The organism is Bradyrhizobium sp. McL0616 (assembly GCF_049993385.1).
In the GTDB taxonomy this organism is placed as follows: Bacteria; Pseudomonadota; Alphaproteobacteria; order Rhizobiales; family Xanthobacteraceae; genus Bradyrhizobium.
Genome location: NZ_CP188255.1, coordinates 5258015 through 5283963, shown reverse-complemented (window position 1 = coordinate 5283963; position 25949 = coordinate 5258015). Strand labels below are relative to the sequence as shown.

Genomic DNA, 25949 nt, shown 5'->3' with positions numbered 1-25949 from the left:
CATTCGCGACATCAAGGTCTATCTCAAAGAACAAAGGTGACCGCTGTGATCCGAGAAACGAGACCGGTCAAAACGCTCCGTAACGTCGTCTTGGCCCTTATAACTCTGATAGGTGCCGCTTCCATTGCTGATCCAGCGACCGCCCAAGCTCAATCGGTCTCACCCACAACCACAGGGGCGATGGTTATCCTCACCGTGAAGGCGGGCATCACTCGCGAGCAAGTCATGACCGTCATGCCGGCCGAAATCCGGCAGACCGTACAGCTCAATCTCAATGGGAAAATTCGTGAATGGTATTCGCGTGGCGATGGGAGCGGAGCCGTTTTCTTGCTGGATTCCCGGGATGTAGCCGAGGCGCATGCGATCATGGAGGGCCTGCCGCTGGCCAAGCAAAATATTGTGGACCACGAGTACATCGCACTCGGTCCGCTTTTGCCGCTCGGCCTGCTCGCGGCCGATCCCGAGCGGCGCCAACAGGGCGAGACTCACATCGAGGACCGCCGATGACCACCGATGTTGTTTCCTCTGCCGTTGTCCCGTCGCATCCTGCCTGGCGTAGCCTGCTTTGGACGGTCCCTTTCACAGTATTATGGACATGGGTGATCTACTCGCTTCCGGTGCTTCTGGAGAGCGGCCTTCCGGCCCTGGCGGTACGGCTGATGGTCCACGCACTGATGGCGCTCGGCTTGTGGCTCGGCCTTGAGCGTACCGACCTGACACAGGGCCAGCGGCGCACGACTTGGCTTGCGGTCATGGTCCCATTCACGCTTTGGGCTGCTGTCGTCTGGACCGCGGCCATCAATGGTGTCCTCCGCGCGAGCGCCTTCAGCTTGCCGCTGCTGCCATTGGCGATCTTCCTGCCCCTGATCATCTGCATTCCATTGTTACTTTTGTCGAAGCGGATGGGACAGCTGCTCGATGCCATGCCGACGAGTTGGCTCGTCGCTCTTCAGCTTTACCGGGTCCTCGGCAGTCAATGGCTCGTGTACTGGCTGCTTGGGCTGCTGCCCGGCCTATGGGCGTTGCCCGCAGGAATTGGCGATGTGCTGACCGGCCTGTTCGCCGTGACGGCGGCGGTCGCCGTGGCGACCGGCACGGCCGAGGGGCGGAAGGCGGCAATCGTCTGGAATATCTTCGGCATCGCCGACGTCGCCGTCGCGATCGCCTTGGGCATGATCATCTCGCCCGGCCCGTTCCAGTTGATCGTTCTCAACGGCCTGAACGTCGGCCTCGACGGATATCCCAATGTTCTGACGCCTGCTTTCGTGGTGCCAGGCTCGATCCTGCTGCATGTCCTGTCGTTGCGCCAGCTGCGTCGCCGTAGTCGGACGGAAGCATGGGGGCGCGAGACGCGAACCTCCTAGGCTTCGACGAAATCTCATGCAAGGCCGGCTCGGCGTCCTGAGCGCGAGGCCCTCTGAACCAACCGCTGATAGGAGGCCAAACGTCCATAGAGCGCCATCCCGTTCAGCCTCTCGCAAAGGCGGCCTTCCATGCGGGCTTGCAGAAAACAACGCACAAAAGAACAGAATAGGGCACAGGCAATGCGACGTGTATTGCGCCAAATATGATCAGTCGTATCAGCCCGTCAGCACTGATCGAACCAATGTCGTAAGTACCAATCGTCGCTATGATGGGGACGGTAAGGTAGGAAAAGACGGCCGAAAGGATGAGCGGTCCAGCGTACACGAGGCTCAATGCGCGCGCCCATGGGCGCAGTCTGAATATTCCGAGTCCTGCGATGAGCCCGGCCATGCCCGGCCGCCAAAGCAGCCGCAACCAACATTTCGAGAGGACGCACGCCATGATCGCCAACACGAGACCGACGGGCGCTCTGCGCAGCGTCGTCGTCGCACTCACGCTCGCTCTCACAGGAGTTTCGTTTATGACCAATCCCGCCGCCCAGGCTCAAGCTCCGTCGCCCGCCGTGACTGGTGTCCTCGTCATGCTCACCGTGAAGGCGGGCGTCAGCCGCGAGCAGGTGATGGCGGTGATGCCGGGAGAAATCCGCGCGACCGTTCAGCTCTATCTCGGTGGCAAGATCCGCGAATGGTACTCGCGCGGTGACGGCCGCGGAGTCGTCCTCCTGCTGGATACGAAGGATGTTGCAGAGGCGCAGGCGATCATGGATGGGCTGCCGCTCGGCAAGGAGCATCTGATGGATCACGACTACATCCCCGTCGGTCCGCTTCAGCCGCTCGGGCTGCTGATGGCCAATCCCGCCGCCATGCAGGGAGCCAGGTGATGTCGCAGGTGATGTCGAGAGAGACACTATCCCGGCGCGACATGCTCTGGGCGGCGGGTGCGATCACCGTCGGCGCCGCATTCGGACAGCCGTCAAGCGCGGTCGCGGCCGAACCTGCCGCAGTCAACGCTGAGCCAGCATCCTGGGTCGATCCGGCGATGCCCGAGGTGAGGCATCGCATGATCGAGGCCAACGGCATCCGCCTCCACATCGCCGAGCAGGGCGAAGGCCCGCTCGTCATCCTCTGCCACGGCTTTCCGGAGTGTTGGTATTCCTGGCGGCATCAACTCGGCGCGCTGGCGAAGGCCGGATATCATGCCGTAGCCCCCGACCTGCGCGGCTACGGGCGGAGCGACCGTCCGGAGGAGGTCGAGAAGTACACGATCCTCCACGACATCGGCGACGTCGTGGGTCTCCTCGATGCCCTCGGCGCCAGGCAAGCGGTGATCGCCGGCCACGACATTGGAGCTGCGATCGCATGGCAGGCGGCCTTGCTCCGCCCCGACCGCTTCAGCGCCGTGATCGCCATGAGTCCGCCGTTCCGTCCGCGGGGTTTCGGCGACAGTGCAGTGCCGCCGACCACGCTGATGCCCAGGAACGAGAATGCCGTGTTCTACCAGCTGTTCCTTCAGACGCCTGAAGCCGAAGCCGGGCTCGGGCGCGATCTGCGCCGCACCTTTCGCTCCCAGCTTTACCTGCTATCGGGTGACAAGCCGGCTTCGGCGGCCGGCGGATTTGCAGCCGGCATGGTGCCGCGGAAAGGGAATGCGTTGGCCGATCCGCCGTCCTTGCCGCTCTGGATCACGGAGGCCGACATCGACGTCTATGTCGAGGCCTATGCGCGGAGTGGATTCCACGGTCCGCTCGCGTGGTGGCGCAATGTCGATCGCGGCTGGGAGTTGATGGCCGCCTTCAACGGAGCGAAAGTCACCGTGCCCGCGCTCTACCTCGTTGGCGACCGCGATTTCGTCGCTGCCGCGTTTCGAGAGGACATCGCGAAGCAGGCCGCATTCGTTCCAAAACTCCGGCCTCCCGTTGTGTTGCGCGACTGCGGTCACTGGACCCAGCAGGAACGCGCGGGCGAGGTCAGGGCCGCCATGATCGATTTCCTTCGGAGCTTGTAAGTGCGGTTCGCGAATGCGGCGCGGGCCTTGACGACGCTCAATCCCACGCCATCTTCTCGAACTTCTTCACCAGCCGCTCCCGTTTCAGCCGCGACAGCCGCTGCAGCCAGAACAGGCCGTCGAGCTGGTCGATCTCGTGCTGATGGCACACGGCGCGCAGGGCGTCGGACTCTTCGGTGTGCATGTTGCCGTCGAGATCCTGGTAGCTGATGCGCACTCGCGCGTGACGCTGCACTTCATCGTTTATGCCCGGCATCGAGACGCTGCCCTCGCGGTGCAGGATCATCTCTGGCGACGCCCATTCAACTTGCGGATTGACGTAAGTTTGCGGACCCGCTTTGGCGTCGAGCTCGAGCACGACGACACGCAGGGGCACACCGATATGAGGCGCCGTGATGCCGATCCCGGGCGCGGCGCGCATCGTCTCCAGCAGGTCGGTTGCAAGCTCGCGCAAGCCGTCGTCGAAAGCGGTGACGGGGCGGGCCGGCATCGCAAGCCGGCGGTCTGGATAGCGGACGATGGGACGAATGGCCATGTAGCGTTACTATCACCTCAAGAGTGAATGGTGAATGTCGTCATTGCGAGGAGCGAAGCGACGAAGCAATCCAGCGTCTTTCCGCGGCGCAGTCTGGATTGCTTCACTGCGCTCGCAAGGACGAGAACGAATAGCGCATCGTGTATTTCCGTCACCCCCTTGAGGCCCCCTAAGGTTTTCGACATTTCTGTTGGCAAGCGCTTCCGCAATTGCCTCGCATCCGTGCGGGGCCTAACAATGCTGCCAACAACAAGCGTCGATGTCGGGAGGAGAACTTCATGCGCACGGTCCTGATCGCACTGGCAACAGCCATCGCAGCCGCAACGCCGGCTGCAGCCGACTATCTCGTCAAGGAGGTCGGCAGCTTCCATGTCGGCGGCCATACCGAGACGCTGAACGGATTGCCGTCCAAGGAGATCGTGTTCTCGCCCGGCGCCCCGCCGATCAAGGTCGATCCGAACGGCGAGTTCGAGGTCGAGCAGATGTATGTCCAGTTCGTCAAGCAGGCTCAGCCGAAGTCGAAATGGCCGCTGCTGCTCTGGCATGGCGGCGGCCTCTCCGGCGTCACCTGGGAGACCAAGCCCGACGGCAAGCCGGGCTGGCAGCAGTTCTTTCTCAACGCGGGCTATGACGTCTACGTCTCGGATGCGGTCGAGCGGGGCCGCGCCTCCTGGGCGCGCTATCCCGAGATCTTCAAGAGCGAGCCGTTCTTCCGGCCCAAGAAGGAGGCCTGGGAGCTGTTCCGGATCGGGCCGAGCTACGAGGTCGGCGGCAAGCGCGAGGCATTCGACGGCGAGCAATTCCCGATCGAGGCATTCGACCAGTTCGCCAAGCAGGGCATCCCGCGCTGGGCGACCAATGACGCCGCCACGCAAAAGGCCTACGACGCGCTGGTGCAGAAAGTGTGCCCGTGCATCATCCTGGTCCACAGCCAGGGCGGCAATTTCGGCTTCACTGCCGCGCTCAATGCACCCGACAAGGTGAAGGCGCTGATCACCGTCGAACCATCAGGTGCGCCGGATCCCGCCAAGGCGGATGCTGCCAAGCTGAAGGGCGTGCCGCATCTGATCGTATGGGGCGATTTCCTCGACAAGGTCCCGGTATGGTCGAAGCTCGTGGTCAATCCGACCAAATGGGGGCAGGCGATCGCGGCTGCAGGCGGCAAGGTCGATACGTTCGAACTGCCCAAGATGGGGATCAAGGGCAACACCCACATGATGATGATGGACCGCAACTCCGACGACATCGCCAAACTGGTCAACGACTGGATCGAGAAGCAGGGATTGGGGAATTAGGCGGAGCGCAAGGCAGCCGCACACCGGATAGCAGGGGGCATCGCCAGCCGACATGCCGCTGGGATCGCTGGCCTTCTGCGCGACCAGGGTCTTGATGTCTGATTCTCGAGATATTTTTTGCGGCTGCGCAACCGGCGTTGTGGGCCGCAAGGTCAGGTAGGCGGGCGTCCGAGCGTGATGCAACTAAGCTGACGGGATGATGACATGATGCCGGTGTTTTGCCCGACGAGTCAAATCCCGGCTTGGCGTTGCAAGTTCTGGCATCGCAACTGACAGGCATCGTAAGTCATTGATCCCGCGGGGGCCGGCTACTGTGCATGGGGTTGTTTTCGACATTTTTGGTATGGCAGCACAAAATTCGCAGGGCATAAATAATCGCGCTATCCTGTCTGCTTTCGCCGTTCCCATTCGTCTTCCACCCAGCCAGACCTGACGGGAGACTGAAAATGACCGCTACCTCTTATCGCTGGGTGATCGTCGCCGCCGGCGGCCTGCTCGGTTGTGTCGCGATCGGCGGCATGTTTTCGCTGCCGGTGTTCCTGCAGCCGATCGCAAAGGACACCGGCTGGTCGGTGACCGGCATCTCCAGCGCGATGACGATCGGCTTTCTGGCGATGGCCTTTTCCAGCATGGCCTGGGGGACGCTGACGGACAGGATCGGGCCACTGCCGGTGGTGTTGACGGGCTCGACGGTGCTGTCGCTCAGCCTGTTCGCGGCGAGCCATGCGACGTCGCTCATTGCGTTCCAGTTCGTCTTCGGCCTCCTGGTCGGCGCCTCCTGCGCCGCGATCTTCGCGCCGATGATGGCGACCGTGACCGGCTGGTTCGACACCCATCGCAGCCTCGCGGTGTCGCTGGTGTCGGCCGGCATGGGCGTGGCGCCGATGACGATGGCACCGCTTGCGGCCTGGCTCGTCTCCAACCATGACTGGCGCACGGCGATGCAGATCGTCGCGCTGGTGGTCGGCGCCATCATGATCCCGGTGTCGCTCTTGGTGCGACGCCCGCCGGCGCTCGCGCATCCGCCGGCCACGCCAATGGGGGGAGGCGCACCGCAGGCGGAGATGTCGAGGGGTGAGGCGCTGCGCTCGCCGCAATTCCTGATCCTGATCGCCACCAATTTCTTCTGCTGCGCCACCCATTCCGGCCCGATCATCCACACCGTCAGCTATGCCGTGAGCTGTGGCATTCCGCTGATCGCGGCGGTGACGATCTACAGTGTCGAGGGCCTTGCCGGCCTCGGCGGCCGCATCGCCTTCGGCCTCATGGGCGATCGTTTTGGCGCCAAGCGCGTGCTGGTCTCAGGGCTGCTGCTGCAGGCCTTCGGCGCGCTGGCCTACGTCTTCGCGCATCAGCTCGCGACATTCTATACGGTCGCCGCCGTCTTCGGTTTCATCTATGCCGGCACCATGCCGCTCTATGCCGTGCTCATCCGCGAAAACTTTCCGCTGCGGATGATGGGCACAATGATCGGCGGCACCGCGATGGCCGGTAGCCTCGGCATGGCGACCGGCCCGCTCGCCGGCGGGCTCATCTATGACGCGTTCTCGAGTTACGCCTGGCTCTATATCGGCTCCTGGGCGATGGGTCTCGGCGCGTTCCTGATGGCGATGAATTTCCGCCCCTTCGCAAAGCCGCAAGGCGAGGCGGTGCCGGCGACGGCGTGACGTGGTCTATGACTGGATGCGTTTTTCGAAAAACAAATCCGGATAAGGATCGTCATTGAAGCGTGGAATCTCGCTCCAGCCGGTGGTGCGGTAGAGTTGGCCGGCTTCCGGCAGCGCGCTGTTGGTGTCGAGCCGCAACAGCCCGATGCCGAGATCGCGTGCGGCATCCTCGGCCGCGTCCATCAGGCGCCGGCCGAGACCGAGCCCGCGCGCGGATGGGGCGACCCACAGCCGCTTGATTTCAGCGTAGCCGCGATCCGTTCCCTTCAGCCCGACACAGCCGATCGGCAGCGTATCCGACATCGCCACGATGAACGTTCCGCGCGGCCGGCGCATGTCCTTGGCGTCGGGATCGCGCGAGAGCGAAACGTCAAAGCCCTGCTTGAAGCGGCGGCCGAGCTCGGCATAGTACTCGCCGAGGCAATAGCGCGCTTCTTCGCCCTGCGGATCCATCTCGTCCAGCGCGATGCGTTCACGCGTCAGCGCGGAAGCGATCAGGTCCATCGCCGCCAGCAGCGCCTCGCGTTGCGCATGCGGGGCGAGCAAGCCCTCCGCTTGCGTGTTCGACATCGCCTCATAGGCGGCAAATTCACGCCGGCCCGTGCGCGAAAGCCGGGCGACACGGCGGCGTGCATCGTCCTCATGCGACGTGGTCTCGATCAGACCTTCGTCCTCGAGACTGCGCAACAGGCGGCTCATCAGCCCGGAATCAAGGCCGAGATAGTCGCGGATGTCAGCGACATCCGAACGCCCATGCCCGATCGCGTTGAGTACGCGCGCCGCGCCCAGCGGCCGGCCGCGTCCGAGGAACGAGGTATCGAGCGCGCCGACTGCGGACGTGACGGCACGATTGAAGCGGCGGACGCGGGAAACGGGGTCGAGCATATGTCTGACTTTAGTCAGAGATGTACCTGCGGTCAATCAGCCCGATTTTTGCGGCGCGGGCGGGCGGTCTTGGCGGATGCATTGCTGACCGGGGCCCGCTCTTGCCATCACCTGTCGGCTATGTTGAACAATCTGCCATGGACCGCTTCGAGACCATGCGCCTGTTCGTCCGCCTCGTCGAAAGGCGCAGCTTCACGGCTGCCGCAGCCGATCTCGGGATGCCGCGCTCCACGGCCAGCGAAGTCCTGCGCGGCCTCGAGGCGCACCTTGGCGTGCGCCTGCTCGAGCGCACCACGCGGCATGTCACGGCCACGCTCGACGGCGAGGAATATTATCGCCGCTGCGTCGCGATCCTGTCGGAGGTGGAGGAGGCGGAAAGCGCGATGCGCGACGCTCAGCCGCGCGGCCTGTTGCGCGTCGACGCGCATCCGCTTTTGACGCGCACCTTCATCCTGCCAAAATTGCCGGAATTTTTGGCACGCCATCCATTGCTGGAGTTGCAGATCGGGCAGGGCGATCGCCTCGTCGATCTCGTGCGCGAGGGAGTCGACTGCGTCATCCGCGCCGGCCAGCCCGACGACAGCGGCATGATCCAGCGCCGCCTCGCCATGGTCGCGGAGGTTACGGTGGCGAGCCCGGCCTACCTTGCCAGATACGGCATGCCCAAAACGCCGGATGCGCTCGACGGACATCAGATGGTCGGCTTCATCTCGTCGCGGACCGGCGACGTGCTGCCGCTGGAATTCTCCGTCGGTGGCGCCTTGCGCGAGATCGTGCTGCCGAGCCGGATCAGGGTGAACAATTCCGACACAATGGCTGATCTGGCGCGGCTCGGCTTCGGCCTGATGCAGGCGCCGCGCTATCGCTTTGAAGAGGACCTGGCCAGCGGCGCGTTGGTCGAGGTGTTGCCGGACTGTCCACCGTCACCGACACCATTGTCGGCCCTTTATCCGCAGAACCGCCAGCTCACGCTGCGCCTGCGCGTGTTCCTCGATTGGATCGGCCGCATCTTTGGTCATGCGAAGCTCTAATCCAGCCCGAGCGCCTTACGCGATTTGCGCGTGAGCTTGGCGACGATCAGAGCGTGGGCCTGCGCGAGATAGGCGGTGAGCTCCGCGTCGGGAAGTGCGTTGTTGCTGACGAGCTGCACCCATTTGGCTCGCGCCAGATAGGGTGCCGGCCGCGCCACGCCGTGCTCGATCAGCATCGCATAGGCCATGTCCGCGGTCTTGAACATGTAGCTTGCGGTAAAGCCGCCGCCGAGCGCGAACATCTTGCCGCCGACCTTGAACACGGAGGTGCCCTCCCATTGCACCACCTTGGTGGCGGCGGGGAGGCGAAGGCAGCGTGTTTCGAAAGCCTTGGGAGTCATGTGGTTGCAATAGCGGACGTATGAGCGCCTTTATAGCAGTATGCACTTTCCAGCCAAGGATGGAACGTTGCGCCGCAACTCCTCGTCGGCGGCTATGTCATGAACGACAACGCCGAGCCGGACTATCTCGCCTTCATCCGCGATCCCAAAAACGGTTTTGTATCGATGACGTTGCCCCTCAAGGGCGGCACGGAGTTGTCGCAGAAAGTGAAGTGAACGGTCTGTACCGGACGACGAGCCTTCGCCAAATTACTCCCTGTGATGATGGGTCCCGGCCTCGGCCGGGACGACCATGCGGAGAAATTCGTGCGCGCTGATAAGCCCGCCGCATTGTGAGTTGTACCTTCGCGCCACGCGGTTACCATACGCGCAGGTTCCCGCGAGCGCGGAAGCCGAAGCTGCGACCGGGAGGAGACATGAGCGAGCAGGAACGCAAGGCAAAGGGATCGGATCTGTTCGTCGCGGCGCTGGAGAACGAAGGCGTCGACCGCATCTTCGGCGTCCCCGGCGAGGAGAACCTCGACCTCGTCGAATCGCTGCGAACCTCCAAAATCGAATTGATCCTGACCCGCCACGAGCAGGCCGCCGCCTTCATGGCCGCGACCCATGGCCGGCTGACCGGCCGACCGGGCGTCTGCCTGTCGACGCTCGGCCCCGGCGCGCTCAATTTGTCGACCGGTGCAGCCTATGCGCATCTCGGCGCGATGCCGATGATCTTGATTACCGGCCAGAAGCCGATAATGAGCAGCCGCCAGGCGCGTTTCCAGATCGTCGACGTGGTCGCGACCATGAAGCCGCTGACAAAGTTGTCGCGACAGATCATCAGCGCTTCCTCCATTCCGACCGTGGTGCGCGACGCCTTTCGCGTGGCGATGGAGGAACGGCCGGGACCGGTGCATCTGGAGCTGCCCGAGGACATCGCGGGTGATGAGGTGCCTTTCACACCGGTGATCCCGATCCATCCGATCGAGATTCCCGTCGCCCATCGCGGCGCGCTCGACCGCGCCGCCGAGATGATCCTGGCTGCGAAACATCCGCTGGTGATGATGGGCGCTGCGACCAGCCGGCCGCGGTCGACGCACGGCATCGCGAGCTTCGTGCGACGGACCGGCATTCCGTTCTTCACGACGCAAATGGGCAAGGGCACCGTTCCCGGCGGCACCAATCTCTACATGGGCACCGCCGCACTGTCCGAGCGCGACTATGTCCACGACGCCATCGATTCCGCCGACCTGATCGTAGCGATCGGCCACGATCCGATCGAGAAGCCGCCCTTCATCATGGGGCCGTCGGGGCCGAAGGTCATTCACGTCAGCTACACCTCGGCCAGCGTTGAACAGGTCTACTTCCCGGATGCCGAAGTCGTCGGCGATGTCGGTCCAAGCCTGGAGCTGCTCGCCGATCGCATCGAAGGCAAGCTGCCGCAAGCGGCGGCTCTGCTGCCGCTCCGGGAAAAGATCCTGTCCCACATTGCCGACCGCGCCACCGAGGCGCGCTGGCCGCCGACGCCGCAGCGGATCGTGCACGACATCCGGCAGGTGATCCCGGAAAACGGCATCGTCGCGCTCGATAACGGCATGTACAAGATCTGGTTCGCGCGCAACTACCGCACCCGCGTCGCCAACACGCTGCTGCTCGACAATGCTCTGGCGACGATGGGTGCAGGCCTGCCATCGGCGATGATGGCGGCGATGCTCTATCCGGATCGCCGCGTGCTCGCGGTCGCCGGCGACGGCGGCTTCATGATGAACAGCCAGGAAATGGAGACCGCTGTCCGCCTCAAGCTCAATCTCGTCGTGCTGGTGCTCGAAGACAACGCCTACGGCATGATCCGCTGGAAACAGGCGGTCGATAATTTCGCCGATTTCGGCATGACCTTTGGTAATCCGGATTTTGTCCTCTATGCGAAGGCCTATGGCGCCAAGGGCCATCGGATCGAGAGCATCGACAGCTTTGCGCCGACACTCGAAGCGGCGTTCAAGGAGGGGGGCGTGCACCTGGTTGTCATCCCGATCGACTATTCGGAGAATGTGCGGGTGCTGGTCGATGAGCTGCGGGCGCGGGAGAAGCAACACGGATAGTCTGATGGACCACAGCTGTCCCCACATCGTCATTGCGAGCGCGGCGAAGCAATCCAGACTGTCATCGCGGAGAGACTCTGGATTGCTTCGCTGCGCTCGCATGACGGATTTCGCGACGGAGGCCTCCTGCCAACATGAGAGCCGCACTTGTGTCACGATCACTGATCGCCGACACTCTCAGCGATCCAACCAACAACAGGACTGAAAAATGACTCGCGTTCGCTGTATCACCGAAATGGGCATGGGCGTCGACGTTCACGGCAAGGACGCCACCAAGGCGGCGAAGCGGGCGGTGTCGGATGCGATCAGGCATTCGAGCCTCGGCTTCTTCCGGATGATCGGCAAGACCGCGAACGACATGTTCGTCGATGTCACGATCGCCGTGCCCAATCCGGAAAGCGTGGACAAGGAGGCGGTTGCGAAGGAGCTTCCTTACGGCACCGTGACCGTCAACGCGGTCAAGGGTGGGCTGGAGATTCCCTCGGCGCCGGAACAGGGCAACGACCCCATCCTCATCGCCAATGCAGCCGTGATCGTCAGCTTCGACAAGGACTAGGCCGATGTCCGACAGCGATGTTGCGCTGCTGGATCGTCCGATCTGGAGTGCGCTGACGACCTGCCAGAAGCATCTGGCGGAGGGCGGCCCGCGGGCGTTGCGCTATCCCGTGGACATGACGCCGTTTGCCGACATGGTCGACATGTCGGTGGCGAGCTTTGCCGCGCTTGGCGATCTCCTGTCAGGCTCGCAAGTTGCCGCGCTGTTCACGCCGGAGCCCGTCGACGTGCCCGCCGGCTTCAAGGTCGTGCTGGCCGAGAGTGGTGAACAGATGATCGGCTCGCCCGCGGACAGCCCGCTTCGCGATGCCGAGATCGTCACATTAGAGGCCGCTGACGTTCCCGCCATGATCGCGCTGACCACGCTCACGAAGCCCGGTCCGTTTGCTGTAAGGACGCACGAGCTCGGTACGTTTCTCGGCATCCGATCCGGCGGCGAGCTGGTCGCGATGGCGGGCGAGCGGATGAAGCCGGGCAATTTCACCGAGATGACGGCCGTCTGCGTCCATCCCGAACATCGCGGGCGCGGCTACGCGCAGGCGCTGCTCGCGGCCATCGCGCGCCAGATCGAGGCGCGCGGCGAAATTCCGTTCCTGCATGTGTTCTCGAGCAACGCGTCGGCCATCGCACTCTATCAACGACAGGGCATGCGCATCCGTCGTCGCCTGCATGTCACGGCGTTCATGAAGCAGGGTTGACGGCCCGGTGGCGCGCACCGGGCCGTAGAGCTCAGGTCTTGTAGTCGACGAGCAGCGAGCTCGAGCGACGAATCGATGTCGCCGAGCGCGGACGAGCGTGCGGACTCATCGCTTGATACGCTGAACATGGGTGTGAGGCTAAAGGTCGCGCGCTTAATGAGGTCTTGCCAGGAGGATTGCTGCGGTTTTCGTTGTGTTGCTCGGGCCGGGACGAACACGCTGCGAAACAATAATGTGGGTTTTGTCCGCGCGATCGAGGCCGCGCGCAAACGGACTTCCCCACGGCCGATTCGTCGTTATATCCATCTCAACCAATTCGGGGAGGACCAATTCATGGATGCCAGGACGCCAGATTTTTCCGCCGCGCGGACGGCAATGCAGCGTTATGTCGATCAGGAGATCATCCCCGGCGTCTCCTGGGCGGTGCTGCGTGGGCGTGACGTCGTCGATCAGCAATGCGTCGGCTTGGCCGATCGCGAGGCCAACACTGCGCTCCGGCCCGACCACATTTTTCGGGCGTTTTCCAACACCAAGATCTTCGTCACCTGCGCGATCATGCTGCTGATGGAGGAAGGTCGCGTCGGGCTCGATGATTCGGTCGAAAAATTCCTGCCGCAGCTCGGCAATCGCAAGGTGCTGAAGCAGGGCGCGGCGAGTCTCGCCGATGTCGAGCCGGCGAAGGCCCCAATCACGATCCGGCAGCTTCTGACCCATACGTCGGGCCTCAGCTACGGCATCTTCGATCCCGGCTCGGTGCTGTTCAAGGGTTACAACGAGGCGCGCGTGCTCAATCCGCTGACGCCGCTGACCGACATGATCGACAAGCTCGCCGACCTGCCACTGTCCTATCACCCCGGCACGAGCTGGGAATATTCGGTTGCCACCGACGTGCTCGGCCGTGTCGTCGAGGTCGTCTGCGGCCAATCACTCGATGCCGTCCTCAAGGCGCGTATCTTCGATCCGCTCGGCATGACCGATACCGGCTTTTACGTGCCAGAGGCGCAGCAGGGCAGGCTGGTCGCGCTCTATACCGGCGCCGACGTGCTCGACCCGATGAAGGGCGGCCTCACGCGCGCCGACAATCTGCCTTATCCGCAGGCCTATCGGCGACCGTTCCCGCGGCTGTCGGGTGGTGGCGGACTGGTTTCGACTTTGCCGGACATGCTCGCGCTGGTGCGCGCGCTACTGCCCGGTTCGGACGCGCTCCTGAAGCCGGACACGCTGCAGCGGATGATGACGAACCAGCTGCCGGCAGGCCAGGTCATCCGCTTCGCCAACCTCGGGCCGATCCCCGGCAAGGGCTTTGGTCTCGGCGGCGCCGTCACCTTCGCGCCGATGCCCTTTGATCCGCCGAATTCGACCGGCGAATTCCAGTGGGGCGGCCTCGCCGGCACCCATTGGTGGATCTGCCCGCAGGCTAACACCTCCGGCGTGCTGATGACCCAGCGCTACATGGGCTTCTGGAATCCCTTCTTCTTCGAGTTCAAGCGGCTGGCCTATCAGGCGGTTGGAGGCTGAGGCGCGCCCGTCGGGGATCAGGACGTGCCAAACTATCTCGGTCTCGATGGATTTCGTTTCGGCTGGGTCGCCGCGTGGATCGATGATCGCGGCGATCACGGCTTCGACTATTCGCCCGGCCTCACGCGTCTGCTCGCGATGCCGCATGCGCGCGCGATGATCGACATGCCGATCGGGTTGAAGCCGACCGGCTATCGAACATGCGACCTGCGTGCGCGTGAAATGGTGGGCCCCGCCGTGTTTCTCGGGGCCCGCCGCGATCTCTGGACATTTCCCGATATGGCCGCGGCCAACCGGCACTATTGGGAGCACGAAGGCAAGGGCAGGGGTGTCTCGGCGCAACTCTGGAACATCAGGGACAAGATGGACGTCGACGAGATCATGACGCCGGCGCGGCAGGCGACGATCGGCGAAGCGCATCCGGAATTGATCTTCTGGAATCTTGCAGGGCAAGTCCTGCTCGCCAAGAAGACATCGGCGGAAGGTCGCGAGCAGCGCATCGCACCGCTGGCGCAGCGCGGCTTCACCAAGCTCTCGAAATGGCTGACACAGCGCCACAGCACCGGCATCGGACGCGACGATCTCATCGATGCATGTGCCTGCGCGGTCGCGGCGCGCGACAGCACGCAGCGCGTCAGCGGCGAGGAGATCGATCCGCGCGGACTGCGGATGGAGATCAACTATTGAGCCTTGTATTGAACCTTGCGTCATACCGCGCATCACCTAGACTAGATGCGCTCCAACAGCAGATCGAAGGTCCAATGTCCGATCTCTCCTCTTTTGCCATCACCAAGCGTTGGCCGGCCAAGCATCCCGAGCAGCTCCAGCTCTATTCGCTGCCGACGCCGAACGGCGTCAAGGTCTCGATCATGCTGGAGGAGATCGGGCTTCCCTACGAAGTCCATCTCGTCGACTTCGGCAAGGACGACCAGAAGACGCCGGAATTCCTCTCGCTCAATCCGAACGGCAAGATCCCGGCGATCCTCGATCCCGACGGTCCCGGCGGCAAGCCGCTGCCGTTGTTCGAGTCCGGGGCGATCCTGCAATACCTCGCAGAGAAGACCGGCAAGCTGTTGCCGCAGGACGCCGCGCGCCGCTACCAGACCATCCAGTGGGTGCACTTCCAGATGGGCGGTATCGGGCCGATGTTCGGCCAGGTCGGCTTCTTCCACAAATTCGCCGGCAAGGAGTTTGAGGACAAGCGCCCGCTCGAGCGCTACGTGGGCGAGTCCAAGCGCCTGCTCGGCGTGATGGAGACGCATCTGTCTGACCGGCAATGGTTCATGGATGACGATTACACCATCGCCGACATTTCCATGATCGGCTGGGTGCGCAACCTCATCGGCTTCTACGGCGCCGGCGATCTCGTCGCATTCAGTGAGTTCAAGTCGGTCGCGGCCTGGCTCGAACGCGGGCTGGCACGTGCTGCCGTGCAGCGGGGGCTGAATATTCCGAAGCGGCCGTAAGATCAGCTCAGCGCCTTGTAGGTCATATACAGAGCCATCAGCGAGACGAGGGCGATCATGGTCTGGCGCAGCACCGATTTGCTGACACGGTTGGCCATGCGTGCGCCGAGATCGGTGCCGATCCAGAGGCCGGCAAGGATGCCGATGATGGCCGGCCAGCCGACCATGAGCCCCTTGCTCCAGTAGATCCAGGCTGCCGGAATATTGGTCGGGATCACCGAGAAGATGAGGCTGACCAGTTGTGCCTGATGCTGCGGCACGCGTAGGCCCGCGGCGAGGCCGACAGTGATCGCGAGCCCGCCGCCGATGCCCATGAAGCCGGAGGAAAAGCCGGCGAGCGTTCCGATGAGAAACAGCGGGAGCCAGGGCAAGTCGTTTTGATCGCCGGCCTCCTTGCTCCCATGCTCGTGGTCCCGGCGCAGCACCAGCGCCGCGATCAGCGCAACGAGGTAGACGACGTAGGTCCATTGCAGGACCGCATCGGATACGGCGGCTGCGGCATAGCCGCCGCCCGCGCCACCGACCAGAAATCCAATGCCGATCCAGACGATCCAGCGCAGCGGGCTGCGATTGCCGTTCTGCCAGTAGCGACGAACGCCGGCGAGGCCTGTCGGCGGCACTTGCGCGATCAGCGAGGTGCCCTGAGCGATGTGCTGCTCCGCGCCGAGCAGCAGCACGGAGAAGATGACGAGACCGCCACCCGGGCTCGTGCCCGTGAAGCCCGATGCGAGCCCTCCGACGACACCGACGCCGGCGCCAGCGAGCAGTTCGTGGATCAAGGACATCGCTTACGCCCTGCTTCGTCGTCTGACGTCAGGCTTCGTGGTGCGAAATCCTTCGATCATGCCCGAGATAGCCGCCATGCAGGCCTCAACGTCAAAATCCTCGCCCCAGCATTTTTGCAGCACAAAACCCTGGAAGATCGCGACCAGCACGCGCGCGATTGCATCCGCTCCAAGATCGCGCTTGATCAGGCCGTCGTGCTGGGCGCGCTCGACCAGCGCTACGATCAGCACGCGGGGCATGTCGATGCCTTCGACGACGTTAGTGCGAACGCGGCGGTTGCGCAGCGCCTCGGCCCAGCCATGGATGCCAACGCGACGGCGCGCTTCGCCCGCGGGATCGGTGAGCCATTGTGCGTAGACGCGGACCAGCGCGTGAAGTCCTTCGATCGGATCGCCCGATCCCTGCGCGACCGAGTTGAGTACGGCCTCGCGGCGATGCCGGTCGTCGGCCAGCGCCTCGATCAGATCGTCCTTGCTCTGGAAGTAGAGATAGACCGCGCCGTGGCTCAGTCCCGACCGTTTGACGATGTCGGCCATGCCGGTCTGGTGAAATCCGTTGTCGGAGAAGCAGGCGAGGGCGGCTTCGAGGATCTGCTGGCGCCGGCCTTCACGTTGCTTGTCACTGATCTTGGGCATCCGCCTCGTCCATAAATAACTGACAAACTGATCGTTTTCGTGGTCCGCCTGAGGAAGCGTAATGCAGCATCGAAATTATAAAAAACGATCAGTCAGTCATTTTAAATGGCTAAAGGGATTTGGTCAAGTCCGGCCGGCCTGAGCGCAGGAGAGATGAAGAATCGAACGACTGCCAGGCCGCCAACGGACGCGACGGCCTGGGCCCTTGAGCGCGGTTAGAACAGCCGCCCACCGTTCGGCACGGGCTTGTTCGGCTGCATCAGCACGACCTTGCCGTCGGCATCGGGAAAGCCGAGCGTCAGCACCTCCGAGACGACCGGCCCGATCTGGCGCGGCGGGAAATTGACGACGGCCGCGACCTGTTGTCCCACGAGCGTCTCCAGCGGGTGGTTTTCGGTGATCTGCGCCGAGCTCTTGCGCACGCCGATGGCCGGTCCGAAGTCGATCCACAGCCGCCAGGCCGGCTTGCGCGCCTCCGGAAACGGTTTGGCGTCGACGATGGTGCCGACGCGGATATCGACTGCGAGGAAGGTGTTGAAGTCGATGGTCGGCGAGAAGGCCGCGGCGGAATCGTGGGTGACGTGCATGATGTGTCCGTCCAGGGAATTCACAGTTTCGTTCGCAATATTGTCGCGTGAACCGGAGTTTCGTACAACGCCACGACCACAGCCTCACACGACGCATGCGCGAGGAACGTCTTGCCCAACATCATCTACGGCATCAAGAACTGCGACACCATGAAGAAGGCGCGCGCCTGGCTCGACACCCATGGCGTCGCGTACGAGTTCCACGATTACAAGGCCGCCGGCGTCGAGAATAGCAAGCTGAAGCAGTGGAGCGACAAGCTCGGCTGGGAAACGCTGCTCAATCGCGCCGGCACGACCTTCAAGAAGCTGCCCGATGCCGACAAGGAAGGCCTGACCGAGAAAAAGGCGCTGGCGCTGATGCTAGCGCAACCATCGATGATCAAGCGGCCGGTGCTCGAAATCGGCGGCAAGCTGCTGGTCGGCTTCAAGCCGGATATCTACGACAAGGAAGTCGGCGCCAAAGCGCGCAAGGGCTAGAGCGTTTTCGAGCGTAGTGGATTCCGGTTCGCGCAAAGAAAACGCGTCAAAACAAGATTCTGGAGCTCGTTCCGATTTCATCGGAAGCGAACTCTAGTTCAGCTCGATGATCTCGGTGGTGACATCGGGATCGGGCTGATCGGCGAATTCGACCACGTCGGCGGCCGCGATGCGGCCGGGCGCGCGGTGAAAGAGGTCGCGATCGATCACGGCGCGCAGCCTTGGGCGCGGCGGCGCGTCATTTCCGCGCATCAGATTCTTGATCTCGAAGCCGCCGTCCTCGCAGAAGGTCTTGAGCGAGGCGATGATGTGGCTGACCTTGTCGTCGGTCAGGAAAGGCAGCAGCAGCCGTTCATAGGCGACGACGCGTCCGTAGATATCGTCGACATCGGCAACGCTGTAGACTGGCAGCCCGCGCGCCACGCATTCATGGTAGACAGGCATCACGAAGGGCGCGAGCCGCGGCCCGACATAGTCGTCCAGCAGAATCCCCTTGCCGGTATGCCCGTAGGCGCGCGAGATGCGCGTGCCCTCACTCTGAATGGTCAAACGCGGCGTCGACGTTGAATTGTCGACCGTGTAGTAGATCAGATCGGACAGCTCCTCGTCGAGCCGCGCGGGCTGATACTCCCAGATCGCCGGCGCAATCTGCTGGCGAGCGTAAAGTCGCAGCCACGTGTTGAGGAGATCACGCTGCTTGATCGACTTGACGACGGGGGGAGCGGCGCTTGAAAAATCCAAAACAAAATTCCTGGCAATACAAACCCGTGCATGATGCTCATTGCGGGAAAATTTTCTATGAAGGCTGGCGCGCGGGACCAAAGACCGTTAACGACGGCTTGATGACCGCTGTCTTGCGGACCGGAAGGTCCGGCAGGCGCGACATCAAAACCTCCGACTAAGGGAGCATAAGTCTCCCGGCCGGAGGCCTGACCTGCTCAGCTTTCCGTCTTGCCTAACCCCCGTCACCTCCGGCATATTCCGCGCCCGGAGGCGGTGTTCCGGGAAGGCTCCAAGGCCTCGGGAAAGCCGAAGTAACAAGGACAGCCACGCGCGGTTCGCGCGGGCGGGGGGAAATCTATTTGGCCGATGAGTTCATTCTCGAAACGGAAGGCTTGACCAAGGAGTTCGCGGGCTTCTTTGCCGTCCGCGACGTTGCGCTCAAGGTTCGCCGTGGGAGCATTCACGCGTTGATCGGCCCGAACGGCGCCGGCAAGACGACGTGTTTCAATCTTCTGACCAAGTTCCTCAAACCGTCTGCCGGAAAAATCCTGTACAAGGGACAGGACATCACTGCGATGGCGCCCGCCGATGTGGCGCGCTTAGGGCTGGTCCGTTCATTCCAGATCTCGGCGGTATTTCCGCATCTCACCGCGCTGGAAAATGTCCGTGTCGCCCTCCAGCGCCAGCACGGAAGTTCGTTTGATTTCTGGCGCTCGAAGTCGGTGCTGAATCAATTCAACGACCGCGCGCGTGAACTGCTCAACGACGTCGGCCTCAGCGAATTCGCCAATACGCCGGCGGTCGAGATGCCGTATGGGCGCAAGCGCGCGCTCGAGATTGCAACCACGCTGGCGCTCGATCCGGAGATGATGCTGCTGGACGAGCCGATGGCCGGCATGGGCCACGAGGACATCGACAAGATCGCGGCGCTGATCAAGCGCATCTCGGCGAAATACACCATCCTGATGGTGGAGCATAATCTAAGCGTCGTGGCCAATCTCTCCGACATCATCACCGTGCTGACGCGCGGGCAGGTGCTCGCGCAAGGCCATTACAGCGAGCTCACCAAGGACGAACGTGTCAAGGAAGCCTATCTGGGAGCCGGTCATGCCTGAGACTGCAATTGCCGACGCTCCGGCAAAGGCTGCAACCGGCGGCAACATCCTCCAGGTGCGCAACCTGGAAGCCTGGTACGGCGAGTCCCACATCCTGCACGGGATCAATTTCGACGTGAATGCGGGCGAGGTCGTCACCCTGCTCGGGCGCAACGGCGCCGGCAAGACGACGACGCTGAAGTCGATCATGGGCATCATCGGCAAGCGCACCGGCTCGATACAGTTCAACAACCACGACATCATCCGCGCGACCTCCGACAAGATCGCGCGCATGGGCATAGCGTTCTGCCCGGAGGAGCGCGGAATTTTCTCCAGTCTCGACGTGCGGGAGAACCTGTTGCTGCCGCCGGTGGTGCGCGCAGGCGGACTGCCGCTCGAACAGATCTTCGACCTGTTTCCGAACCTGAAAGAGCGCCTCAACAGCCAGGGCACCAAACTCTCCGGCGGCGAGCAGCAGATGCTCGCGATCGCACGGATCCTGCGCACGGGCGCGAGCTTCCTGATGCTGGACGAGCCGACCGAAGGGTTGGCGCCGGTCATCATTCAGCAGATCGGCCACACCATTGCGCGGCTCAAGAAGGAAGGCTTCACGATCCTTCTGGTCGAGCAGAACTTCCGCTTCGCATCCACCGTCGCCGACCGCTATTACGTCGTCGAACACGGCAAGATCATTGACGGATTTTCCAATTCGGAGCTTGCCGCCAACATGGACAAGCTCCACACCTATCTCGGCGTCTAGTCCGGCCCAGAGTCGAACGGCTAAGAGAAAATTCATAAGGGAAGTAGCATGAAGACAAAGTCGATTGCGTCGTTACTGCTCGGCACGGCGTTGGCCGTGACCACCGCTGGCGCAGCGTTTGCGCAGGACAAGACGGTCAAGATGGGCGTCCTGACCGATCAGTCCGGTCTCTATGCCGATCTCGGCGGTCCCGGCTCGGTGCTTGCGGCGCAAATGGCGCTTGAAGATTCCGGCCTCGCGGGGAAGGGCTGGAAGATCGACATCATCTCGGGCGATCACCAGAACAAGCCGGACATCGGCACTGCCGTCGCTCGCCAGTGGTTCGACGTCGACAAGGTCGACATCATCCTCGACGTACCGAATTCCGGCGTCGCGCTTGCCGTCAACAACGTCGTCAAGGAAAAGAACGGCGTCTACATCAATTCGGGTGCGGCGACCTCGGACCTCACCAACGCGCAGTGCTCGCCAAATACCGTGCACTGGACCTACGACACCTACATGCTGGCCCACACCACGGGCCAGGCGCTGGTGAAGGCCGGTGGCGACACCTGGTTCTTCCTGACAGCGGACTACGCCTTCGGCGCGGCGCTCGAGCGCGACACCACCGCGGTCATCACCGCCAATGGCGGCAAGGTGGTCGGCGGCGTCAAGCATCCGCTCAACACGCCGGACTTCTCGTCCTTCCTGCTCCAGGCCCAGGCCTCCAAGGCCAAGATCATCGGCCTTGCCAATGCCGGCGGCGACACCACCAACTCGATCAAGCAAGCGGCCGAATTCGGCATCGTCAAGGGCGGCCAGAAGCTCGCTGCGCTGCTGCTGTTCCTCACCGACGTCAAGGCGATCGGCCTGGAGACCGCGCAGGGCCTCAACTTCACCGAGACCTTCTACTGGGACATGAACGACCAGACCCGGGCCTTCTCCAAGAGGTTCTCGGAGAAGATGAAGAACGGCGCGATGCCGACCATGGTGCAGGCGGGCGTCTATGCGGGCGTGCGGCACTATCTCAAGACGCTGGACGCACTCGGCGGCAATCCCCATGACGGCGTCAAGGTCGTCGAGAAGATGAAGTCGTTGCCGACCGAGGACGATCTGTTCGGCAAGGGCGAGATCCAGCCCAACGGCCGCACCATCCACAACGCCTATCTGTTTGAGGTGAAGAAGCCCTCCGAGTCCAAGGGACCGTGGGACTTCTACAAGCTGGTCGGCACGGTGCCGGGCGACCAGGCCTTCACGCCGCTGTCCGAAAGCAAGTGTGCGCTTTTGAAGAAGTAAGACCAACAGCCCGCCGGCTGTGAGCCGGCGGGCGCTACTTTGGGAACGCCGAAGGGACTGGGTGCGGGATCGATGCAGGCTCTCTATGCACAGCTACTGGTGGGACTGATCAACGGCTCGTTCTACGCGCTGCTCAGTCTCGGGCTCGCCGTGATCTTCGGCATGCTCAACATCATCAATTTCGCCCATGGCGCGCTCTACATGATGGGCGCGTTCTGCGCCTATTTTCTGCTGAATCTCATCGGCCTCAATTACTGGTGGGCGCTGCTGATCGCGCCGATCCTGGTCGGCATCTTCGGCATGATCCTGGAACGGACCATGCTGCAATGGCTGACCGGGCTCGATCACCTTTACGGACTGTTGCTGACCTTCGGCATTGCTTTGATCGTGCAGGGCGTCTTCCAGAACTATTTCGGCTCGTCCGGTCTGCCTTACGCCATTCCGGATCAGCTCAAGGGCGGCATTAATCTCGGCTTCATGTTCCTGCCGATCTATCGCGCCTGGGTCGTGATCTTCTCGCTGGTCGTCTGTATGGCGACCTGGTTCCTGATCGAGAAGACGCGGCTCGGCGCTTACTTGCGCGCCGCGACTGAAAATCCGACGCTGGTGCGCGCCTTCGGCATCAACGTGCCGCGCATGATCACGCTGACTTACGGCCTCGGCGTCGGCCTCGCGGCACTCGCGGGCGTGCTCTCGGCGCCGATCAACCAGGTGCGGCCCTTGATGGGCGCCGACCTCATCATCGTCGTGTTCGCGGTGGTGGTGATCGGCGGCATGGGATCGATCATGGGATCGATCATCACGGGTTTTGCGCTCGGCGTGATCGAGGGCCTGACGAAGTATTTCTATCCCGAGGCCTCCAACACCGTCGTGTTCGTGCTGATGGTGCTGGTGCTCTTGGTGAAGCCAACGGGATTGACGGGAAGGGCAGCCTGATATGACAGCCTTGACGGACGACACGCTGCCGGTAGCCCCGCGCGCGATCCGCGACGAGATGATCATGTTCGTGGTGATGGCGCTGCTGCTGGCCTCAGTGCCATTCAGCGGCATCTATCCGTTCTTCGTGATGCAGGCGCTGTGCTTCGCGCTGCTCGCCTGCGCCTTCAATCTTCTGATCGGCTATGGCGGCCTATTGTCGTTCGGCCATGCGATGTTCATGGGCACGGCCGGTTATTGCAGCGCGCATGCGCTGAAGGTGTGGGCGCTGCCGCCGGAACTCGGTATCCTCGTCGGTATTGCCGCGGCGTTCGCGCTGTCGCTCATCACCGGCTACATTTCGATCCGCCGCCAGGGCATCTATTTCTCGATGATCACGCTGGCGCTGTCGCAGCTGCTCTACTTCCTCTATTTGCAGACCCCATTTACCCACGGCGAGGATGGCATTCAGGGCATTCCGCAGGGGCATATGTTCGGCGTGTTCGATCTGTCCAAGCCGACCGTGCTCTATTACGTCGTGCTGGTCGGCTTCCTCGCCGGCTTCTTGTTGATCTATCGCATCATCAACTCGCCGTTTGGGGAGGTCTTGAAGGCGATCCGCGAGAATGAGCCGCGCGCGATCTCGCTGGGTTACCGGACCGACCAGTACAAGTTCCTGGCTTTCGTGCTCTCGGGTACGCTGGCTGGCTTTGCCGGATCGCTGAAAGTGTTCGTGGCGCAGAATGCCTCGCTCACGGACGTGCACTGGTCGATGTCGGGCGAAGTCGTGCTAATGACGCTGGTCGGCGGCCTCGGCACCATCTTCGGGCCCGTGGTCGGTGCCTTCGCGATCATCGCCATGCAGCAATATCTGGCGGGTTTCGGCCAGTGGGTGACGGTGATCCAGGGTTCGATCTTCGTGATCTGCGTGCTGACCTTCCGCCGTGGCGTGGTCGGGGAAATCGCGCATTACTTCCGGAGATCGCTCTAAGTCATTGATTTGTTGGAAATTTAGGCGGCCTATGAAAGCGGTGGATGATCCGGCTCCGCTGGCGTGAGGTAACACCCGCGCGGCTCGAAAATGGTCTATGACAGTTTCGTGACGGCCCGTTCGGGCCGGGCCATTTCCAACCGGTAGCCTATCCCATGATGCGATGGTTTCGTGCTTTCCTGCCCAAGGAAGAACGGTTCTTTGAGCTGTTCGATCGCCACGCCCAAACCGTGATCCAGGGCTCCATCGCGCTCCAGGGCATGCTGAACGGGGGTGAGGAGACGCCGGTCTATTGCCAGCGCGTCAACCAGTTCGAGAACGACGCTGACAACATCACCCGTGAGGTGCTGACGGCGGTGCGCCGCACCTTCATCACGCCGTTCGACCGCCTCGACATCAAGAACCTGATCACCTCGATGGACGACGCCATCGACCAGATGCAGCAGACCGCCAAGGCCGTGATGCTGTTCGAGGTCCGCGCCTTCGAGCCGCCGATGCGGGAGATCGGCGCTCTCCTGATCGAATGCGCCAATCTGGTCGGCCGTGCGCTGCCGCTGATGCAGGAGATCGGCAAGAACGTGGCCATGCTGACCGCGATCACGGAAGAGCTGACCAAGCTGGAGGGCCGCGTCGACGACCTCCATGACATCGGCCTGAAGGAGCTGTTCCTCAAGCATCGCGACGGCAGCTCGATGAACTTCATCGTGGGGGCGGAGATCTACGACCACCTCGAAAAGGTCGCCGATCGCTTCGATGACGTGGCGAACGAGATCAACAGCATCGTCATTGAGCAGGTCTAGCGCATGATCCGGAAAAGTGTGCAGCGGTTTTCCTTCGCGACAAACGCGGATCGCGTTTGCGCGGAGATCATGCGCAAACTTTAAGGCAGGGCCGCGTTGTGGATGCTGCGTTGGGTCTTCCCATCCTGGTCGGACTGATTGCCGTCGCGCTGCTGTTCGACTTCCTGAACGGCCTGCACGATGCTGCCAATTCGATCGCGACCATCGTCTCGACCCGCGTGCTGCGACCGCAATTCGCAGTGTTCTGGGCCGCTTTCTTCAATTTCGTCGCCTTCTTGGTATTCGGCCTGCACGTCGCCCAGACCATTGGCACCGGCATCATCGATCCCGCGATTGTCGACGCGCAGGTGATCTTCGCGGCGCTCGTCGGCGCCATCGTCTGGAATATCGTCACCTGGGCGCTCGGCATCCCATCGTCCTCGTCCCACGCGTTGATCGGCGGCCTGTTCGGTGCGGGCGTTGCCAAGGCCGGGCTCTCGGCGGCGGTCTGGAGCGGATTGTCCAAAACGGTGATCGCAATCGTGCTGTCTCCGCTTGTCGGCTTCCTGCTTGCGATGGTTCTGGTTGCGGTCGTCTCCTGGGCCTCGGTGCGCTCGACGCCCTTTGCGGTCGATCGCGCCTTCCGCATCCTGCAATTCGCCTCAGCCTCGCTCTATTCGCTCGGTCATGGCGGCAACGACGCGCAAAAGACCATGGGCATCATTGCCGTGCTGCTCTTTTCGCAGGGCCAACTCGGCGGCGAATTCTATGTGCCGTTCTGGGTCGTGTTGTCGTGCCAGGCGGCGATGGCGATGGGGACGCTGATGGGCGGCTGGCGCATCGTGCGCACCATGGGACTGCGGATTACAAAACTGACGCCGATGCAGGGCTTTTGCGCAGAAACCGGTGGTGCGGCGACCCTGTTCATGGCGACCTTCCTCGGGGTTCCGGTCTCGACCACCCATACCATCACCGGCGCCATTGTCGGTGTCGGCGCCGCCCGCCGCCTTTCGGCGGTACGCTGGAATGTCGCCAGCTCGATCGTCTATGCCTGGGTGATCACGATGCCGGCCTCGGCCATCGTCGCGGCGCTGACCTGGTGGGCGGTCAAGATTTTCCTCAAGTAACGAGTTTCAGCCCGGCAATGCCGGCGACGATCAGGCCGATGCTGGCCAGGCGGAACGCGGTGGCGGGCTCGCCGAACAGGATGATGCCGAGCACCGCCGTGCCGACCGCGCCGATGCCGGTCCAGACCGCATAAGCGGTTCCAATGGGAAGCGTCTTCAAGGCAACGCCGAGCAGGATCACGCTGCCAGCCATGGCTGCGAGCGTCAAAACGGACGGAACGAGCTTCGAAAAGCCCTCGGTGTATTTCAGCCCAATCGCCCAGGCGATCTCCAGCAGGCCGGCGACGAACAGGATGCTCCAGGCCATGACGACCCTCCGTGCAAAGGCAGGGTCGTCCCCGCGGCTGATGTGCTGATGAGGG

At 62.8% G+C, this 25949-nt stretch carries 29 protein-coding genes; 21 read left to right on the top strand and 8 right to left on the bottom strand.

What is annotated here, in order from left to right:
* Nucleotides 1-180 precede the first annotated feature (180 nt).
* The 4 genes from ACPPVR_RS25845 to ACPPVR_RS25830 all read left to right on the top strand — a co-directional run bounded on the left by ACPPVR_RS25845 (nt 181) and on the right by ACPPVR_RS25830 (nt 3369).
* Complete coding sequence (locus ACPPVR_RS25845; protein ID WP_426609386.1) at nt 181-507, top strand: hypothetical protein; 327 nt, start codon at nt 181-183, stop codon at nt 505-507.
* Entirely contained in the window at nt 504-1364 is an 861-nt protein-coding gene (locus tag ACPPVR_RS25840; protein ID WP_426609385.1) for an MFS transporter, read from the top strand. The genes ACPPVR_RS25845 and ACPPVR_RS25840 overlap by 4 nt, the downstream gene beginning before the upstream one ends.
* Before the next feature lie 521 nt (nt 1365-1885).
* The gene (locus ACPPVR_RS25835) at nt 1886-2245 is read left to right on the top strand and encodes a hypothetical protein (RefSeq protein ID WP_426609384.1); all 360 of its coding nucleotides are present in this window, start codon (nt 1886-1888) and stop codon (nt 2243-2245) included.
* Entirely contained in the window at nt 2245-3369 is a 1125-nt protein-coding gene (locus ACPPVR_RS25830) for an alpha/beta fold hydrolase (RefSeq protein ID WP_426609383.1), read from the top strand. Before ACPPVR_RS25835 ends, ACPPVR_RS25830 begins: the two co-directional genes overlap by 1 nt.
* Before the next feature lie 37 nt (nt 3370-3406).
* Here the strand turns inward: ACPPVR_RS25830 and ACPPVR_RS25825 are convergent, their stop codons facing one another.
* The gene (locus ACPPVR_RS25825) at nt 3407-3904 is read right to left on the bottom strand and encodes a peptide deformylase (protein ID WP_426609382.1); all 498 of its coding nucleotides are present in this window, start codon (nt 3902-3904) and stop codon (nt 3407-3409) included.
* A 278-nt stretch (nt 3905-4182) separates the two neighbouring features.
* Between ACPPVR_RS25825 and ACPPVR_RS25820 the strand changes: the two genes are divergently transcribed.
* Together ACPPVR_RS25820 and ACPPVR_RS25815 are read left to right on the top strand one after the other, a co-directional pair.
* Nucleotides 4183-5199 (top strand): esterase, encoded by a 1017-nt coding sequence (locus ACPPVR_RS25820; protein WP_426609381.1) that lies wholly within the window; start codon nt 4183-4185, stop codon nt 5197-5199.
* Nucleotides 5200-5645: 446 nt separating this feature from the next.
* The gene (locus tag ACPPVR_RS25815; RefSeq protein ID WP_426609380.1) at nt 5646-6866 is read left to right on the top strand and encodes an MFS transporter; all 1221 of its coding nucleotides are present in this window, start codon (nt 5646-5648) and stop codon (nt 6864-6866) included.
* Nucleotides 6867-6872: 6 nt separating this feature from the next.
* On the opposite strand, the gene ACPPVR_RS25810 is transcribed toward ACPPVR_RS25815, so the two are convergent.
* On the bottom strand, nt 6873-7751 hold the full coding sequence (locus ACPPVR_RS25810; protein WP_426609379.1) for a bifunctional helix-turn-helix transcriptional regulator/GNAT family N-acetyltransferase: 879 nt from the start codon (nt 7749-7751) through the stop codon (nt 6873-6875).
* 137 nt (nt 7752-7888) lie between these two features.
* Here ACPPVR_RS25810 and ACPPVR_RS25805 point away from each other — a divergent pair, with 137 nt between their 5' ends.
* Complete coding sequence (locus ACPPVR_RS25805; RefSeq protein WP_426609378.1) at nt 7889-8782, top strand: LysR family transcriptional regulator; 894 nt, start codon at nt 7889-7891, stop codon at nt 8780-8782.
* On the opposite strand, the gene ACPPVR_RS25800 is transcribed toward ACPPVR_RS25805, so the two are convergent.
* Nucleotides 8779-9123, bottom strand: coding sequence for an MmcQ/YjbR family DNA-binding protein (locus ACPPVR_RS25800; RefSeq protein WP_426609377.1), 345 nt, complete (start codon nt 9121-9123; stop codon nt 8779-8781). The genes ACPPVR_RS25805 and ACPPVR_RS25800 overlap by 4 nt on opposite strands.
* Before the next feature lie 416 nt (nt 9124-9539).
* On the opposite strand from ACPPVR_RS25800, the gene ACPPVR_RS25795 reads away from it, so the two are divergent.
* The 6 genes from ACPPVR_RS25795 to ACPPVR_RS25770 all read left to right on the top strand — a co-directional run bounded on the left by ACPPVR_RS25795 (nt 9540) and on the right by ACPPVR_RS25770 (nt 15441).
* Nucleotides 9540-11204 carry an acetolactate synthase large subunit gene (locus ACPPVR_RS25795; RefSeq protein ID WP_426609376.1) on the top strand — a complete coding sequence of 555 codons (1665 nt, stop codon included), beginning with the start codon at nt 9540-9542 and terminating at the stop codon, nt 11202-11204.
* 208 nt (nt 11205-11412) lie between these two features.
* The gene (locus tag ACPPVR_RS25790; protein ID WP_279686179.1) at nt 11413-11760 is read left to right on the top strand and encodes a Lin0512 family protein; all 348 of its coding nucleotides are present in this window, start codon (nt 11413-11415) and stop codon (nt 11758-11760) included.
* A gap of 4 nt (nt 11761-11764) precedes the next feature.
* Nucleotides 11765-12457 (top strand): GNAT family N-acetyltransferase, encoded by a 693-nt coding sequence (locus tag ACPPVR_RS25785; protein WP_426609375.1) that lies wholly within the window; start codon nt 11765-11767, stop codon nt 12455-12457.
* A gap of 333 nt (nt 12458-12790) precedes the next feature.
* On the top strand, nt 12791-13975 hold the full coding sequence (locus ACPPVR_RS25780) for a serine hydrolase domain-containing protein (RefSeq protein WP_426609374.1): 1185 nt from the start codon (nt 12791-12793) through the stop codon (nt 13973-13975).
* 24 nt (nt 13976-13999) lie between these two features.
* Nucleotides 14000-14662: a DUF429 domain-containing protein gene (locus tag ACPPVR_RS25775; protein WP_426609373.1), complete on the top strand. Its 663-nt coding sequence runs from the start codon at nt 14000-14002 to the stop codon at nt 14660-14662.
* A gap of 74 nt (nt 14663-14736) precedes the next feature.
* Nucleotides 14737-15441 (top strand): glutathione S-transferase family protein, encoded by a 705-nt coding sequence (locus tag ACPPVR_RS25770; RefSeq protein ID WP_426609372.1) that lies wholly within the window; start codon nt 14737-14739, stop codon nt 15439-15441.
* 2 nt (nt 15442-15443) lie between these two features.
* On the opposite strand, the gene ACPPVR_RS25765 is transcribed toward ACPPVR_RS25770, so the two are convergent.
* The 3 genes from ACPPVR_RS25765 to ACPPVR_RS25755 form a co-directional block, all read right to left on the bottom strand.
* The gene (locus ACPPVR_RS25765; protein WP_426609371.1) at nt 15444-16226 is read right to left on the bottom strand and encodes a sulfite exporter TauE/SafE family protein; all 783 of its coding nucleotides are present in this window, start codon (nt 16224-16226) and stop codon (nt 15444-15446) included.
* Nucleotides 16227-16229: 3 nt separating this feature from the next.
* Nucleotides 16230-16862, bottom strand: a complete 633-nt coding sequence (locus ACPPVR_RS25760) for a TetR/AcrR family transcriptional regulator (RefSeq protein WP_426609370.1) — start codon at nt 16860-16862, stop codon at nt 16230-16232.
* Between the two features lie 215 nt (nt 16863-17077).
* Nucleotides 17078-17449 carry a tRNA-binding protein gene (locus ACPPVR_RS25755; protein ID WP_426609369.1) on the bottom strand — a complete coding sequence of 124 codons (372 nt, stop codon included), beginning with the start codon at nt 17447-17449 and terminating at the stop codon, nt 17078-17080.
* Between the two features lie 111 nt (nt 17450-17560).
* Between ACPPVR_RS25755 and ACPPVR_RS25750 the strand changes: the two genes are divergently transcribed.
* Entirely contained in the window at nt 17561-17926 is a 366-nt protein-coding gene (locus ACPPVR_RS25750; RefSeq protein ID WP_426609368.1) for an ArsC family reductase, read from the top strand.
* A 93-nt stretch (nt 17927-18019) separates the two neighbouring features.
* On the opposite strand, the gene ACPPVR_RS25745 is transcribed toward ACPPVR_RS25750, so the two are convergent.
* Entirely contained in the window at nt 18020-18667 is a 648-nt protein-coding gene (locus ACPPVR_RS25745) for a hypothetical protein (protein ID WP_426609367.1), read from the bottom strand.
* A gap of 341 nt (nt 18668-19008) precedes the next feature.
* Between ACPPVR_RS25745 and ACPPVR_RS25740 the strand changes: the two genes are divergently transcribed.
* The 7 genes from ACPPVR_RS25740 (at nt 19009) to ACPPVR_RS25710 (ending at nt 25587) form a co-directional block, all read left to right on the top strand.
* Nucleotides 19009-19764 (top strand): ABC transporter ATP-binding protein, encoded by a 756-nt coding sequence (locus ACPPVR_RS25740; RefSeq protein WP_409189078.1) that lies wholly within the window; start codon nt 19009-19011, stop codon nt 19762-19764.
* Nucleotides 19757-20503: an ABC transporter ATP-binding protein gene (locus tag ACPPVR_RS25735; RefSeq protein ID WP_426609366.1), complete on the top strand. Its 747-nt coding sequence runs from the start codon at nt 19757-19759 to the stop codon at nt 20501-20503. The genes ACPPVR_RS25740 and ACPPVR_RS25735 overlap by 8 nt, the downstream gene beginning before the upstream one ends.
* Nucleotides 20504-20551: 48 nt before the next feature.
* Nucleotides 20552-21775, top strand: a complete 1224-nt coding sequence (locus ACPPVR_RS25730) for an ABC transporter substrate-binding protein (RefSeq protein ID WP_426609365.1) — start codon at nt 20552-20554, stop codon at nt 21773-21775.
* Between the two features lie 72 nt (nt 21776-21847).
* Nucleotides 21848-22711, top strand: a complete 864-nt coding sequence (locus ACPPVR_RS25725) for a branched-chain amino acid ABC transporter permease (protein WP_426609364.1) — start codon at nt 21848-21850, stop codon at nt 22709-22711.
* Nucleotide 22712: 1 nt separating this feature from the next.
* Entirely contained in the window at nt 22713-23681 is a 969-nt protein-coding gene (locus ACPPVR_RS25720; protein ID WP_426609363.1) for a branched-chain amino acid ABC transporter permease, read from the top strand.
* 155 nt (nt 23682-23836) lie between these two features.
* Nucleotides 23837-24481, top strand: coding sequence for a DUF47 domain-containing protein (locus tag ACPPVR_RS25715; protein WP_426609362.1), 645 nt, complete (start codon nt 23837-23839; stop codon nt 24479-24481).
* Between the two features lie 98 nt (nt 24482-24579).
* Complete coding sequence (locus ACPPVR_RS25710; RefSeq protein WP_426609361.1) at nt 24580-25587, top strand: anion permease; 1008 nt, start codon at nt 24580-24582, stop codon at nt 25585-25587.
* Here the strand turns inward: ACPPVR_RS25710 and sugE are convergent.
* Nucleotides 25580-25894: a quaternary ammonium compound efflux SMR transporter SugE gene (sugE, locus tag ACPPVR_RS25705; protein WP_426609360.1), complete on the bottom strand. Its 315-nt coding sequence runs from the start codon at nt 25892-25894 to the stop codon at nt 25580-25582. The two genes, ACPPVR_RS25710 and sugE, sit on opposite strands and share 8 nt — an antisense overlap.
* Nucleotides 25895-25949 lie beyond the last annotated feature (55 nt).

Coding starts and splice junctions, on each gene's coding strand:
- ACPPVR_RS25845 (WP_426609386.1), top strand. CDS start 181: ATGGTTATCCTCACCGTGAAGGCGGGCATCACTCGCGAGCAAGTCATG.
- ACPPVR_RS25840 (WP_426609385.1), top strand. CDS start 504: ATGACCACCGATGTTGTTTCCTCTGCCGTTGTCCCGTCGCATCCTGCC.
- ACPPVR_RS25835 (WP_426609384.1), top strand. CDS start 1,886: ATGACCAATCCCGCCGCCCAGGCTCAAGCTCCGTCGCCCGCCGTGACT.
- ACPPVR_RS25830 (WP_426609383.1), top strand. CDS start 2,245: ATGTCGCAGGTGATGTCGAGAGAGACACTATCCCGGCGCGACATGCTC.
- ACPPVR_RS25825 (WP_426609382.1), bottom strand. CDS start 3,904: ATGGCCATTCGTCCCATCGTCCGCTATCCAGACCGCCGGCTTGCGATG.
- ACPPVR_RS25820 (WP_426609381.1), top strand. CDS start 4,183: ATGCGCACGGTCCTGATCGCACTGGCAACAGCCATCGCAGCCGCAACG.
- ACPPVR_RS25815 (WP_426609380.1), top strand. CDS start 5,646: ATGACCGCTACCTCTTATCGCTGGGTGATCGTCGCCGCCGGCGGCCTG.
- ACPPVR_RS25810 (WP_426609379.1), bottom strand. CDS start 7,751: ATGCTCGACCCCGTTTCCCGCGTCCGCCGCTTCAATCGTGCCGTCACG.
- ACPPVR_RS25805 (WP_426609378.1), top strand. CDS start 7,889: ATGGACCGCTTCGAGACCATGCGCCTGTTCGTCCGCCTCGTCGAAAGG.
- ACPPVR_RS25800 (WP_426609377.1), bottom strand. CDS start 9,123: ATGACTCCCAAGGCTTTCGAAACACGCTGCCTTCGCCTCCCCGCCGCC.
- ACPPVR_RS25795 (WP_426609376.1), top strand. CDS start 9,540: ATGAGCGAGCAGGAACGCAAGGCAAAGGGATCGGATCTGTTCGTCGCG.
- ACPPVR_RS25790 (WP_279686179.1), top strand. CDS start 11,413: ATGACTCGCGTTCGCTGTATCACCGAAATGGGCATGGGCGTCGACGTT.
- ACPPVR_RS25785 (WP_426609375.1), top strand. CDS start 11,765: ATGTCCGACAGCGATGTTGCGCTGCTGGATCGTCCGATCTGGAGTGCG.
- ACPPVR_RS25780 (WP_426609374.1), top strand. CDS start 12,791: ATGGATGCCAGGACGCCAGATTTTTCCGCCGCGCGGACGGCAATGCAG.
- ACPPVR_RS25770 (WP_426609372.1), top strand. CDS start 14,737: ATGTCCGATCTCTCCTCTTTTGCCATCACCAAGCGTTGGCCGGCCAAG.
- ACPPVR_RS25765 (WP_426609371.1), bottom strand. CDS start 16,226: ATGTCCTTGATCCACGAACTGCTCGCTGGCGCCGGCGTCGGTGTCGTC.
- ACPPVR_RS25760 (WP_426609370.1), bottom strand. CDS start 16,862: ATGCCCAAGATCAGTGACAAGCAACGTGAAGGCCGGCGCCAGCAGATC.
- ACPPVR_RS25755 (WP_426609369.1), bottom strand. CDS start 17,449: ATGCACGTCACCCACGATTCCGCCGCGGCCTTCTCGCCGACCATCGAC.
- ACPPVR_RS25735 (WP_426609366.1), top strand. CDS start 19,757: ATGCCTGAGACTGCAATTGCCGACGCTCCGGCAAAGGCTGCAACCGGC.
- ACPPVR_RS25730 (WP_426609365.1), top strand. CDS start 20,552: ATGAAGACAAAGTCGATTGCGTCGTTACTGCTCGGCACGGCGTTGGCC.
- ACPPVR_RS25725 (WP_426609364.1), top strand. CDS start 21,848: ATGCAGGCTCTCTATGCACAGCTACTGGTGGGACTGATCAACGGCTCG.
- ACPPVR_RS25720 (WP_426609363.1), top strand. CDS start 22,713: ATGACAGCCTTGACGGACGACACGCTGCCGGTAGCCCCGCGCGCGATC.
- ACPPVR_RS25715 (WP_426609362.1), top strand. CDS start 23,837: ATGATGCGATGGTTTCGTGCTTTCCTGCCCAAGGAAGAACGGTTCTTT.
- sugE (WP_426609360.1), bottom strand. CDS start 25,894: ATGGCCTGGAGCATCCTGTTCGTCGCCGGCCTGCTGGAGATCGCCTGG.